General features: G+C 53.0%; 12 protein-coding genes. 8 read left to right on the forward strand and 4 right to left on the reverse strand.

What is annotated here, in order from left to right; translation table 11 throughout:
* The 3 genes from BM040_RS05355 to BM040_RS05365 form a co-directional block, all read right to left on the reverse strand.
* Positions 1–398 (reverse strand): alkaline phosphatase family protein (locus tag BM040_RS05355; RefSeq protein ID WP_175490985.1); only part of this gene is annotated, 398 nt, incomplete at its 3' end.
* Positions 399–427: 29 nt separating this feature from the next.
* Positions 428–1,888, reverse strand: a complete 1,461-nt coding sequence (locus BM040_RS05360) for a SusD/RagB family nutrient-binding outer membrane lipoprotein (protein WP_092099496.1) — start codon at positions 1,886–1,888, stop codon at positions 428–430.
* Positions 1,889–1,899: 11 nt separating this feature from the next.
* Positions 1,900–5,109, reverse strand: a complete 3,210-nt coding sequence (locus BM040_RS05365; protein WP_217646709.1) for a SusC/RagA family TonB-linked outer membrane protein — start codon at positions 5,107–5,109, stop codon at positions 1,900–1,902.
* Between the two features lie 427 nt (positions 5,110–5,536).
* Between BM040_RS05365 and BM040_RS05370 the strand changes: the two genes are divergently transcribed.
* The 8 genes from BM040_RS05370 (at position 5,537) to BM040_RS05410 (ending at position 12,773) form a co-directional block, all read left to right on the forward strand.
* Complete coding sequence (locus BM040_RS05370) at positions 5,537–7,141, forward strand: PhoX family protein (RefSeq protein ID WP_092099497.1); 1,605 nt, start codon at positions 5,537–5,539, stop codon at positions 7,139–7,141.
* A gap of 242 nt (positions 7,142–7,383) precedes the next feature.
* Positions 7,384–7,647, forward strand: coding sequence for a hypothetical protein (locus BM040_RS05375; RefSeq protein WP_092099498.1), 264 nt, complete (start codon positions 7,384–7,386; stop codon positions 7,645–7,647).
* A gap of 536 nt (positions 7,648–8,183) precedes the next feature.
* Positions 8,184–9,158 (forward strand): hypothetical protein, encoded by a 975-nt coding sequence (locus tag BM040_RS05385; RefSeq protein ID WP_139217767.1) that lies wholly within the window; start codon positions 8,184–8,186, stop codon positions 9,156–9,158.
* A gap of 89 nt (positions 9,159–9,247) precedes the next feature.
* The gene (locus BM040_RS05390; RefSeq protein ID WP_092099501.1) at positions 9,248–9,583 is read left to right on the forward strand and encodes a helix-turn-helix domain-containing protein; all 336 of its coding nucleotides are present in this window, start codon (positions 9,248–9,250) and stop codon (positions 9,581–9,583) included.
* A 223-nt stretch (positions 9,584–9,806) separates the two neighbouring features.
* Positions 9,807–10,775, forward strand: coding sequence for a toprim domain-containing protein (locus tag BM040_RS05395; protein ID WP_092099502.1), 969 nt, complete (start codon positions 9,807–9,809; stop codon positions 10,773–10,775).
* Positions 10,776–10,919: 144 nt separating this feature from the next.
* Entirely contained in the window at positions 10,920–11,321 is a 402-nt protein-coding gene (locus tag BM040_RS05400; protein WP_139217768.1) for a plasmid mobilization protein, read from the forward strand.
* Complete coding sequence (locus BM040_RS05405) at positions 11,287–12,237, forward strand: relaxase/mobilization nuclease domain-containing protein (protein ID WP_092099504.1); 951 nt, start codon at positions 11,287–11,289, stop codon at positions 12,235–12,237. Before BM040_RS05400 ends, BM040_RS05405 begins: the two co-directional genes overlap by 35 nt.
* Positions 12,234–12,773, forward strand: coding sequence for a hypothetical protein (locus BM040_RS05410; protein WP_139217769.1), 540 nt, complete (start codon positions 12,234–12,236; stop codon positions 12,771–12,773). Before BM040_RS05405 ends, BM040_RS05410 begins: the two co-directional genes overlap by 4 nt.
* 49 nt (positions 12,774–12,822) lie before the next feature.
* On the opposite strand, the gene BM040_RS05415 is transcribed toward BM040_RS05410, so the two are convergent.
* A complete protein-coding gene (locus BM040_RS05415; protein WP_092099506.1) occupies positions 12,823–13,257 on the reverse strand; it encodes a helix-turn-helix domain-containing protein in 435 nt (144 codons plus the stop codon).
* Positions 13,258–13,294 lie beyond the last annotated feature (37 nt).

Below are 13,294 nucleotides of genomic sequence, written 5' to 3' on the forward strand. Positions count from 1 at the left end.
CAGCTGGAGAAAACGCCGATTTTCTTCTCCGGATACTGCGCTTTCAGGTGCCTGAATATTGTCCAGTAGTGATAGTTGGGCGCCTTAATGGCATTACCCCAGACATTGTGCTTGTTCACCCAGGTGCCGGTCAGCATGCTATTATACCCTACCGCCGAGATGGTGGGCGTCTGGGAGTAACCGTCCTTTTCTCCTCCAACATAGGCCCGGGCATAACCGCCCACGGCAGCAATCCGGTCTATGTTCGGGGTAGGATGCTTCTCCAGCACATCGGCCGCAATGCCATCCACCATGATGAACAGGGCTTTCTTTTGCCCTGCTTGGGCCCATGCCGATTCTACAGAGAACAGGCAAAGCAACAAGAGCAGGCTTTTTACTATCTTATTGGTTGAGCTCATATTTAATTCTTGCTATACGTGAATTTCTGTTATTCCTGGCGCAGAAGCCACATGGTGGCATTGATATCATCTCCCTCCGGATATTGCCTGTCAATGGCTGCCTCCACGTGCGCTCTGTTCAGCTGAAACTCATTCTCAGGATACATCCAGCGCTTTGGGATTCTTTTCTCGTTCAGCATACCGCTTCCGCTCACATCAAAGCCCGGGAAACCGGTTCGACGCTGCTCATAAAAGGGCTGCCAACCCGAGTTCATAAAAAAGGAGATATACTTCTGGGTCAGGATTGCGGCTAAGGGATCTGCTGCCTGCAACTGTACCTCCGGGTTTGCCAGGTACTCGTTTATGCTGCTCTGGGGGATGCCGTAAAACTGCATGCTCGCCTCGATGCCCTTTTTGTAGTAATCTTCTGCATTGCCGCTGATCCACCCCCTGCTAGCTGCTTCGGCCAGTATAAACTGCACCTCCGCATAGCCCAACGCCAAAGCCGGCTCATTGACAGGATTGTTGTAGTACCGGGCATTGATTTTGGAAGCTGCGCCGCCCACAACTTTCGCTTTATTCTGGTCCAGGGCATCGCTCCCCCTTACACCACCATATGCCGAGAGGTCTTCTGCCGGGCGCGTGGCCATGTTGGGTGCCAGAGCGGCCAGCTTGGGTAAACGCGGGTCCCCAAGTTCCTGCAGCAAGGTCACGAAGGTTTCTTCCATGTAGTAGGCAGTCTGCAAGCTATTGTTGTTGTAATGCGGGTAGCGGTTACTCTCCAAGTCATAGTATGGCAGGGCAGCGTTGTCGTTGTTTGAGCCAAATATCGGATACTGCGCCGGATTATCCATTATCTCCCGGAAGCGTTGCTTTACCTGGAGCTTGGAATTGTTCTCTTTCAGCGAAAGGCTCATGAGCACGCGCAACGAAAAGGAGTTGACCAGCATTTGCCATTTCTTTAGGTCTCCCTTGTAAAGCACATCGCCGGCGACCGGCTCTTGTGTGCTTGCCAGGATCGCGTTGGCTGCCTTCAGGTCTTCCAATACGCCCAGGTAAATATCTTCCTGCCTGTCATAGGCCGGGGAGAAATTACCCTCCCCTCCCTTGAGCGCTTCGGAGTAGGGAACATCGCCAAAAGTTTGCGTAAGGCCGATGATAAAGTATGATTTGAAGAACTTGGCCATGGCCGCATACACCGGCTTATTCAGGCGCGCGGCTTCCTCTTCAAGCCGTACTACCTGCCTTAAATGGTTGTAGTTGCCATACCCTGACCGCTGCCAGCCATAGTACTGCTCCAGGGAAACCCCATCGGTGTTGACAAGGTACCGCGAGGCCAGCGCGGCTGACAGGGGTACACTGTTAAAGGCGCTGACCTCAATGTTGGTGAGCAGCAGGTCAGGTGTTGCCTGCGTCGTGCGGTTGGGGTCCAGTTGCAGCTCCTCGAAGTCCTGACAGGCAGAAAAGCATATTGCAAGGAGCGTAAACAGGAGTATTCGTATATTTTTCATTTCTGTTCGGATTAAAATTTAAGGTCCACGTTGATGCCCATGCTTCGGGTGGCCGGGGTCTGCAGGTTGTCTGCCCCGGTGTCCGGGTCTACGTTCGGCAGCTTAGACCACAGCAGCAGGTTGCGCCCCACAAGCGATACAGAGGCTGCCTGCAAAGGCGTCTTTTGGAGCAGGTTAGCTGGAAGTTGGTAGGTCAGCGTCACCTCGCGCAGTTTCAGAAAGGTCTCATCGTAGTAGTGGTAGTTATGGTTGTGCCCGTTGCTGGTATTGATCATGTAGTTGATGTAGCTCACAGCTTTGGTATTCGGGGCGAATTCCCGTGAATCTTCTGTTATGCGGCCCTGTCCGTCATACTTTACTTCGCCACCTGTTACGATAACCCCTTCGCCCACAAAGGTTGCCTCCCCGTTGTTTGCCTCATCCCTGAAACGATTTACGGTACCCGGATGCGAGCCACCCCACCACATTTTCTGGTTGGTAGTCGAGTAGATTTTTCCGCCCAGGCGACCGTCGAAGAGAAACTTCAGGCTCACATTTTTGTAAGTGACTGCGTTTTCAACTCCGTACGTCCAGTCCGGCTCATCATAGCCCACAAAGCGGGAGAACGGGTCTGATTTTGGGTAACCGTTGCTGTTATGTACAATGCTGCCGTCCGGTGCCTTTTCGTATACCCAGGCAAATATTTTGTCTGTGCGGTCGCCTACCTTGAGGCGGTTCAGTTCCTCGGCCCCTCCAAAAATCTCTTTCAGGTAACGGCGGTACTGGCTGGCGTTGGCGGTAATGTCCCATCTCAGCCCGTTGCGTTGCACCGGTGTGGCCCGCGCGATGAGCTCAACTCCTTTTCGCTGGTATACATTCCCGTTCTCCAGCCTGGAGGCATAGCCACTGGTCAAGGAGACAGGGATGTTGGTGATGTTATTATAGTCGCGTGACTGGTAGTAGGTCAGGTCAAACCCGAGCCTGTTCTGCACCAGGTTCAATTCGACACCTGCCTCCCAGGTATCGGATGTTTCGGGCTTCAGGTCCGGGTTCAGGTTGCTGCTGCCATAGTATAGCGACGGTGCGCCGTTCCATTTAACACCATTTTCATAGGCGGCGATGTGGCTGTAAGGATAAACACCGATGCGGCCTTCTGAAACGCGCGACCAGGAACTGCGCAACTTCAGATAGGAGATAACAGAAGGCATGGTCACCAGGTCTGATACCACCAGAGAGCCCGCCACAGAAGGATAGAAGAAGGAGTTGTTGCTAACCGGCAAGGTCGATACCCAGTCGTTTCGCCCGGTAACGCTCAGGTAAAACGCCCCGAAGGCTTCCAGGTCCACAACCCCGTAAACGCTGTTTTTCTTTTGATCCTCTATCGCGTTGGAGCCCTGCACCGGATTGGCAGAGTTGCTTATGTTATAGAAGCCGGGGATGGTCAGGCCATCGGTAGCCAGGGAGTTACGCTTGAGGTTCTGGTAATTATTAGATCCGCCAACCTGCACTTTGAGTGCGAAGTCTTTGCTCAGGTCACGCTCGTACTGCACAATCAGGTCCGAAACGATGTCGAAGTAGTGCTGGTTGCTCACATCATAATTGCCCCTGGACTTGTTGCTGTAGCCAACATAGCTTTTCGGCTCTTTTGTACTTCTGGTCAGCCCATAGAGGTTAACGCCCGTCCGGTAAATGGCGCTGAAAGAGGGGCTCAACTCATAGTCGAAAGTAACGGCCCCGAAGGTGTTGTCTTTAAAATACCCCCGCTGGAACTCGTAGGCCTGAAAATAGGGGTTGTTGTACCAGGACTGGTTGTAATGCCGCTGCTGTTCTCCCTCTCTGCCTTCGGCCCAGTAGTTCCGGAGGTCCCTTACGTCCACATCGGCGCCTGTCCAGAGCACGAGGTTGTAAAGGTAGTTGGTAGGGCCATACCCGGTTTCGGGGAAGTTATCCGTGTACTGCCTGTTATAGCTGAGGCGGGCATCGGCCTTTAACTTGGGGGACAGGCTGTAGTTGCCCGCCACGCTGAAGGAAGAGTTGTTCAGGCTGGTGTTCGGCACGATGCCCTTCTGGTAGATATGGGACGCCGCTGCCCGGAAGCTGCCTTTTTCCCCGCCGCTGGTGACGCTCAGGCTGTTGGTGGACATCAACCCGGTCTGAAAGAAATTCTCCACGTTGTCCTTGCCGCGCGAGATCCAGGGCAGGGGCTGGCGCACGCCGGTCACAGGATCCACCGGGCTGTTGTACTGCGGTGTTTCCCAGAAACCACTTGGGGTGCCGGCGCTAGGCTGGTCCAGTTTAGGGCCCCAAATCCAGCCCGCACCCTCGATTCCGCCGCCGGACCCGTCCACATAAGCATACTTTCCGTTATTGCCACTGCCATAGGTGGTCTGTACTTCGGGAATGCGGATAAAGCTCGGCTGGAACATGGTGGAGGAGTTTAGCTCCACGCTTAGCGATTGTTTCCCGCCACGCTTGGTCGTGATCATGATGGCGCCGTTACGGCCGATAGAGCCGTACAGGGCGGAAGCCGTGGAGCCTTTAAGCACGTTTATACTTTCAATATCGTCAGAGTTGATCTTCCAGATGTCGGCTGTTTGATCCGGCACCCCGTCAATCACCACAAGGGGTTTACGGCCTCTCAGGCTGATGGCAGGATCCTGAAACAAATCGGTGGAGCTTTTAATGCTGAGTCCCGCCACTTTCCCGACCAGGTTGTTGATGGCGTTTCCCTCCCGGGCTTTTACCAAATCACCTCCCTGCACCTCCTGCACGGCGTAACCCAGTGCTTTCTTCTCTTTTTTGATTCCCAGCGCTGTTACCACCACCTCAGACAGGGCCTTGGTGTCTTCCTGCAGTGCAACTTCAACAAACGTCCTTCCGCCGACTGATACCTCCTGTGTTATATACCCGATATAGGACAGGACCAGCACAGGCTTCTCCGCATTGCCACTGTTAAGCGTGAAGCGGCCGTTCAGGTCGGTAACAGTTCCTGTGGGGGTCCCTTTCAGTGATACCGACACGCCGGGCAGCGGTTGGCCGGCAGCATCCGTTACCTGCCCTTGCACAGTCCCGGTTTGCCTTTCCCCGGCCCATGGTTCAGAGACCGCTGTTCTTTCAGAAGTACCCGCCAGCGTTTCACCTGCACTAGCCGCTAAGGGAGCCAGGCCGAGCATGGCCATGAGCAGCAGCGGGTACTTTCGACAGCGGCCCTTTTTACCTTCTCCTGGTAGTTGTTTAATCATGTTAATTGGTTGTAAGTGTAATGGTTATTTTCTTAATAGAGTTAAAGCAACCGAATTATGAACAAGCCGGGTGAGAAGTATAAAATGCTTGTCGACTGTGGAAAAGGCAGGAGGAGTCTCCCGAATGTATGAGCCTTAGCAAACCGGACGGGCGGTTGCTTCAGGTTCTCTGATGTTTTTCTCGTTCTCCGTGCCTTGTAAGTGCGGCAAAACTAGAGAAGCGATGTTACTTCAATGTTGAGCTAATATTAAGGAATCACTATGAAAGGCAGGCTGTGTGCGGGCGGAGCGGATGGAGTTATAGCAGCTTTTGCCGAAGTATAAGTATAAGTATAAGTATGGCTCCTTAACCATTTCTTAACAGCGCTTTATGGGAGGATGACTTTTGAATGCGCTTACTTTACGCTGCAAAACAAAGACGCGTACTATGGATAATTCCTTGAAAAGGAGAGCATTTCTGGAGTTTCTGGGAAAAGGTTCTCTGGCTTTACTGGTGCAGGCGCCCGTTTTTCAGGCCCTTGCTAACACAACTCGCCCAACGGCTGCTGCTACCATTCAGGGCCTAGGCCCCACCTCAACTGACGAACTCACGCTGATAGAAGGATTGCAGTACGAGGTGCTGCTGAAGTGGGGAGACCCGATTTCAGAGCAGGACCACTACGGGTTTAATAACGATTATGTGGCCTTTGTGCCGCTCAGTGGGCAGGATAGCGAAGAAGGCCTGCTCTGGATAAACCATGAGTACATCAGCCCCATGTTTGTTTCAGGTTACACTGGTACAAGCGAGCGAACAAAAGAGCAGGTAGACAAGGAAATGTACGAAGTGGGCGGCACCATTGTGCGGGTGCGGAAGGGCAGCGACGGCAAATGGGCGGTGGTGTATAACGACCCGCTCAACCGAAGAATAACAGCCAAGACTCCCATGCCTTTTCACTATCCCAAACCTATTGCCGGCGCCGACCGTGCCATTGGTACGCTGGCCAATTGTGCCGGGGGCGTTACCCCGTGGGGCACTATCCTGACCTGCGAGGAAAACTACGACAGCTTTTACGGGGAGCGCGACTGGAAAACCGGCGGCCTTACAGGGCCCAGCCATTACGGTTGGGAGAAGTTTTACGACTATCCGCCTGAGCATTATGGCTGGGTCGTAGAAGTGGACCCCAGAACCGGGGACTCGAAGAAGCTGGTGGCGCTGGGCCGTTGTGCGCATGAGTGTGCTACAGTAAAGGAATTACCGGATGGGCGCTTGGTGGTGTACACCGGCGACGATGCGAATGATGAGTGCCTTTACAAGTTTATCTCCTCTAAACCCGGCTCACTGCTGGAGGGCACCCTGTATGTAGCCAACCTGGAGAAAGGCCGTTGGGAGTCCCTGGACAGGCGGAAACAGAAGGCGCTGCGCAAAGCCTTTAAAACACAGGAAGAGGTGCTGATTAGGTTGCGGGAGGCTTCCAAACTGGTTGGCGGCTCTCTCCTGGACCGGCCCGAGGACATAGAGATAGATCCGGTTACCGGTCATGTGCTGGTGGCCCTCACGAACAACACACCAAAGGGAAACTACCATGGATCCATCCTGAAGATTGTGGAGGAGAACGGGCAGTACGACGCCCTGCGTTTCAGCCACGACACCTTTTTGGCCGGAGGACCTGAAACCGGATTTGCCTGTCCGGACAACATGGCCTTCGACCCGGCGGGCAACCTGTGGTTTACCTCTGATATTTCCGGCCGCAGCATCAACAAAGGCCCTTATACTTCCTTCGGGAACAACGGGCTGTTTCTGGTGCCCAGGCAGGGGCCGCAGGCAGGGCAGGTGCTGCAAATTGCCAGCGCCCCCATGGATGCCGAACTGACAGGGCCATACTTTTCGCCGGATGGACGTACCTTGTTCCTGTGCGTGCAGCACCCGGGCGAAACCTCCCGCAGCCTGACAGAGCTGACCAGCCATTGGCCTGAGGGGGGCTCCGCCGTACCTAAATCTGCCATTGTAACCATTTCCGGGCCTGCACTCGAACGTTTTCAGCACAGGGTATAGTTCAGCTTCGGTTGCAAGGCCTTGCTTAAAAAATATTCATGCCGCTAGCGTTCCTAGGAATGTTAGCGGCATAACTATTGGGATAGTTGCTGGCGCCTATCCACCAGACTACTGATGAGAAGCTAACTGTGCCTCCCTTTCTGATACAACATCCTTGACGCTAACATAACAGCCCCATCTCTTTATGGTAACATGAGTTCTATAGCTTTGCTGTATATTTAATACACCAACAAAGGAACCATATGCTGGAATACATAAAAATGGTCTTGTGGAAAGTAAGCTTCGACAAGGCCTTGTTTGAGAAAGAGCTGAGGAAGGGAATGGCCCAACTGGAAACAGAGGAGTTAGTGCTCCTCGAGGACTGGTGCTATGAGCTTTTCTACGACAAGTATCATACTATCCTGAGCAATATTTTTCGTGGAGAGAACTGCAAAAGATCTTCCTACCAGCCACAAGGGACAAGTAAGGTTTATACCGGCTCCCGCCCCAACATTCTTGGATTCTAATTGCTACTAATGCCGCCTCTCTGCAAAGGTTGCAATAGGAACTAGCAGCAGAAAGCGCAGATATGACATGTCCCTTGGTAGAACGGGTGTGCCCTGGAGCAGGGAATCTTAGTATTTGCCCCATCGCAGAGGAAGTGCTCCAGGTAGTAAGGCGGGATCCACTGCGCTGGGTGCACGAGTGCGTGTTTGGAGTCCTGGCGCTGGAGAGCGAGGCGGTGGACCCAAGGCTGTAATCAATTCTCAAAACCGGGGCGTGCTGCTTTTTTCAGGAATGAACGAAGCAGCACGCTCCTACCAAACACAGTCGTTACACCTGTCCAGCAAATGTTTACCTGCTTCTGATAAGGCTATTTAGCACTATAGAGAGGTTATTCCATACTTCTTTTTAATTTTTATATACTAATTTATTAATCTTCGTATACAAAGCATCACCGGCACCAGAACTGCACCGCCGGAGGCTCCTGAATCCTTGCCTGTTCAAGGCTCCAATCCTGGAGGGAGCAGGCAAATAGTGAATCTAACACGCCAGATGCGCTATGAAACACCTGAAGAAGTTCCTGATCCGACTGCAGACTTTTGAACTCAGGGTCCTCAAAAAAAAAGTCTACAAACAACGTTTTGGTCCTGCAGAAGAGATACCAGTCTATGACATTGGGCATGAGACAAAATACTACGACGCCTTCACATTTGAAAGTGAGCTCAGACTGCTGTGTGAGCAAGCAACCCTGGACCTTCTCCCCCTCCCTTTAGACCGACTCCGTCTCGTGGCCGAGCTAATCGGCTCGGTAGAGAAGCGCTTTAAGCAGTTCTGGGTCAACTACCACTATCACTATGAAGGCTATAAGATGTCTTACTCTAAAGGCTACATATTTCAGATTAACCTTAATAAACTCTTCCTCGTCAGGAACCTGAAGCCCGACTCATCGGAAAATCTGGTCGTGGAGCAGTTTGTAGAGGATCTGGCTGACTCGGTGAAGCTGCGGGAGACTTTCCTGCAGCAGCTCAACAAGGCTATTGGGATCATGATTCCTATAGAGAAGGAATTAACTCCGCCTGACACCACCTTTTGGCCCCAAGTCGCCCCAACACCAGTTCAAAGTTACCCGCGCTTCTTGGAAGGAATTGCCTGGAGTTTTTATGAAGTCCTCAAGAGTTATTTTACACCTGAGGACCAGGAGCAGCTATTATCTCTCTTGCAGGAGAATACTCTTCCCTCCTCCCCTCTCGTTTTCCATGGGAATGGCAACCAACTGGCAGACGCCTTTAAGCAGCTCTACGAAGCCAACCTGATTGTGGGCTGCCTCAAGGCAGACCTGGAGGAATGGATATCCAAACACTTCGCTTACGTGCTCCGCAAGCAGCAGAAAACACTAACCCCCAACTACCTGGCAGCCATTATCTCCTCCAACGCCAAGCCCTGCCAATCGCCCATCCTGGACGTACGGAAACAAAGGGACGGCACTTATGCCATCTTCCCCATTTTGCGCACGCAGAAAAACTATAGCTATTAGTAGGAAACAGGTAGGATACAGGTTTACCTGCTTGTAACCCTGTAAACAAACTCTTTACCATTGCAGTGTAAACCAAAACAAACGCTGTCATGGAAAACCTCACCTTCGACCAACTGCCCCAGGCCATGCGCCTGCTGCACGACAAAATGGACCGCCTAGAGTTGCTGCTCACCGAGCTCCGGGCACCACAGGAAACAGATGCCGTGCTCAACGTCAAGCAGGCCGCTGCCTTCCTTCACCTTTCTGTCTCCTCCCTCTACGTGAAGGTCTGCCACCGGGAGGTTCCTTTCAACAAACGGGGCAAGCGCCTCTACTTCTACAAAACAGAGCTGGATGAGTGGGTGCGCAAAGGCCGCAGGAAAACTGTCTCCGAATTACAGGAGGAGGCGGGGCAGCACCTGCTCATCGGAAAAGGAAAAGCCTAACTGGCCTTTTCCCGCATTCGGCTCTACACATGCTGCCGCGCGGGTGGAAGTGGCAGCCTCCGAGACAGGCTGCTCTCTGCCCGCGCCACATGACCTGGCGCCTATGCTACAAGGCTAGATTTGACTCGTACCCAAAGGCCACTCCCTTCCAAAGAACGATTTTCCCAGCCTCCCCACAGCTCCTTTCAGCAATTCCTTCTTGCTGGGTGGGACTGCTTTTAAAATGAAGTGTTTTCACGCTTGCAAACAAGAAGACAAGATGAACATCCGGCAAATCAACGATGAATTAGCCATCACCGACTTCCTCGCAGGACAGGGATTTCAGCCCGCCAGGAAAAACGGCCTGGACTGGTGGTACGTCTCTCCGATTCGTGCCCCAGAGCGCACGCCCTCCTTTAAAGTCAACATCCGGCTTAATCGCTGGTACGACCACGGCACGGGCGAGGGCGGTAAGGTGTTCGACCTGGCCATGCGCCTACACCGCACGGCCTCTATCCGGGAGATCATTCAGTTGCTTGCATCATATTCCTTCTCTTCACCCTCAACTGCCTTCCATTCCGTTCGTGCCCAAGAAAGCTTCGGCCACAGCAAAAGCCCGGCCAGAGAAACCGACTCTCCCACTACTATCCGGGTGCTGGAGGCAAAGCCACTGGAGGCAGGGAGTCCACTGGCAGCTTACCTGCAGCACCGCGGCATCTCGATAGAGACCGCTAACTCTTACTGTCATGAGGTAAGCTTCTCCATTGGGGAGAGACAGTATGAGGCTGTCGGCTTTGCCAACCGGTCCGGTGGCTATGAGCTGCGCAACAGCTGGTTCAAGGGCTCTTCTTCTCCCAAGGACATCACCTTCATAGATAAGGGGACTGACACCATTTGCCTGCTGGAGGGCTTCATGGACTTCCTCTCCCTCCTTGAACTGCGCCCCCACCTCAGCCACACCTCCAGCTTCCTTGTCCTCAACTCCCTGTCTCAGTTGGGCAAGAGCCTGGAAGTGCTTGCCCAACACAAGAAAGTACTCCTCTTCCTCGACCAGGACCAGCCGGGAAGACGCGCGACGGAGCGGCTCCTGCGATCGGAACCGAACAGCAGGGATGTCTCCTCCTTCTACAGGAGTCACAAGGATGTGAATGCGTACCTGATGGCCCGTAAGGGGCGGGCAAAGCAGCTCCGCCTGGGCCTTGGCCATCGGTAAAGAAGCCATAGGGTAAGGCTTTTAAGCGCAGGGAGCAAGTTTGTGTTTTTGTCATACAAAAACCTCTCCCAGCCCTCAGGCTTTCCCTCTGCTCCCGGTGGTCGCAGCAGGGGGATTTTCAAGGCACATCAATGTAAGAACAGTATGGAAACGGTAAAAGCACAGCATCAGCACCTCGAGAAAAATAAAGGGGGCCGCCCTACCAAACGGGTCAAGCGGACGCAGGTACTGGTCGTGCGCCTGACCGAGACCGAACGGCTCCTGGTAGCAGGCAAGGCCCGGGAGGCGGGAATGAATCTCTCGGCTTGGTTCAGGGCAGCCGCCAAGAAAGCAGTGGTCGTGGCGCGCCTCCGCCCTGAGGAGGCAGCACTTCTGCGCATGCTCTCTGGTCTCTCGAACAACCTCAACCAGCTCACCCGGCTGGCTCACCGGGAGGGGCTGCTTACAGTACAGGGTAAGTGCCGCCTGCTCCTGCAGGACATCCATCACATACTTCAGCAAGTAAGCAGAGATGATAGGAAAGGTGATAGTAGGCAAGAGCTTTAGTGGCTGCGTACGCTACGTGGTGCAGAAACCCGGGGCTGAAGTGTTGGTAGCTGAAGGTATTCGCACCGAAACCGTTTCGGCCATGGTGGCTGACTTCAATTTGCAGCGCAGGCTTCGGCCTGAGTTGGAAAAAGCCGTGGGCCACATCGCCCTGAACTGGAGCGCACAGGACATGGCTAAGCTTTCCCCTACAATCATGGCGGAGCGGGCAAAGGAATACCTGGAGCGGATGCAGATAAGAAATACACAGTACCTCATCGTGCAGCACCAAGACCGCATGCACCCGCACCTGCACATTGTCTATAACCGGGTGGATTATGAAGGGAAAACTATTTCAGACAAATTCCAGCACCGGCGCAACGCTAAAGTCTGCCGGGAAATGACCGTACAACACGGCTACTATCTGGCACCTGGAAAGGGGCAGGTGAACCAGGAACGACTGAAAGGAGCCGATAAGGTCAGGTACGAGCTGCATGACGCCGTGAAAGAGGCGCTGGGTAAGGCCAGAAGCTGGCAGGAGCTGGAGCACCTGATCCAAGGCAAAGGCATTAGTATCGACTACAAATACAGGCGGGGCACCGACCAGGTGCAGGGCGTGAGCTTTCGGCTGGGCAAGTTGAGCTTCAAGGGCTCTGCCGTGGACAGGAGCCTGAGCTATGGCAACATCACCAGGCTGCTGGAACAGAACAGGCAACTTAGCCAAAAGGCGGCATCCGGGCCACAACTTAGACAGGGAAGCTTTGTGCGCCAGCAGTCATCTGCCATTGTTCCTTCGTCAGGAGAAAGGGGCGCGCTGCACGCTTTGGCTGACACCCTACTCTCACCTGCAGCAGTGCAGGCAGATGGGGCTCAGCACCTAAGTGACTATCAATTCAAAAAGACAAAACGCAAGAAAAGAAAAAGGAGGCATCTATGAGACCAGAAGAAATGGAAGAGCGGCTCTCAGACACTGAACGTGTGTTGGGACTGCACGCCAAAAGGCTGCAAGCACTGGAGGAACGGGAGATTCCACAGGCGTCGAAACTAATACCCCCGGAGGCAGCTATTGACTATACCTCCCACTTTAAAGAGTTGAAGGAGCTTCTGAAAAAGCATGACTTGGGTCTGAGGGCTCTACAAATTTACGCTTTGATTACTTCCTTCCAGGAGACAATCACCAAGCTACCCAAGGTGCTGCCTGTCCGGCACTATCATCATTTCGATGACAAATCAAAGGGATTTATTATAGGTGGAATAATGTGCCTGCTGACAGTTACTGTTTCCGTGGGGCTTTGTTTTAGTCTGTCCCAGGAGAACGGTGAGCTGCAGGCAAACAGCATCAAGTATGAGCTGCTAAAGCAGGCATATCCTGAGGCGACACTTTGGGCGGACTCCACCTATCGCAGTGATCCTGAAGGGGCTGAAAAGTACGTAGAGCTGTTGGAGGATACGGAGGGCAGCAAACAAAAGTAAGGTAACCTGTAGAAAGGTTACCTGATTCGTTCAAGATTCTCCCGGACAGTTACGCCTTCTGTTGTTGCCGGAGGATTTCCACCTTCTCCCGCTCACTGGCCAGCAGACGCTCGTATAGCTTCCTGTTCTCATCCATCAGCTCCATTATCTTGTCTAAGGGATTGAAAGTACACTGAGAGAAGCTTCCAGCAGGGCCACTACCTGAATTCGCTGCATTACCTACGGAGTTATCATGTAGAGTCTGAATAAATACATGCCCATCTTCTGGAAGGTTTTTTATAGCCTCTGCAGGCACACCAAGCGCTCTTGCGATTTTATCCAATGTCATATCATCTACATCCTCCTCTTGCTCAATGCGGGAGATGTTCTGCTGTGTAGTGCCAAGTTCACTGGCTAAGGCGGATTGCTTCACGCCCAAAGCTGTCCGCATTCTCCTTACATGGTCACCCAAGTGAATGGGTCGTTTTCTTTCTGCTGTTTCCATAAAATAATATACTAATTTAATAGCATAAAAGCAAGAA

It is taken from the genome of Pontibacter chinhatensis (genome assembly GCF_900113285.1).
In the GTDB taxonomy this organism is placed as follows: domain Bacteria; phylum Bacteroidota; class Bacteroidia; order Cytophagales; family Hymenobacteraceae; genus Pontibacter; species Pontibacter chinhatensis.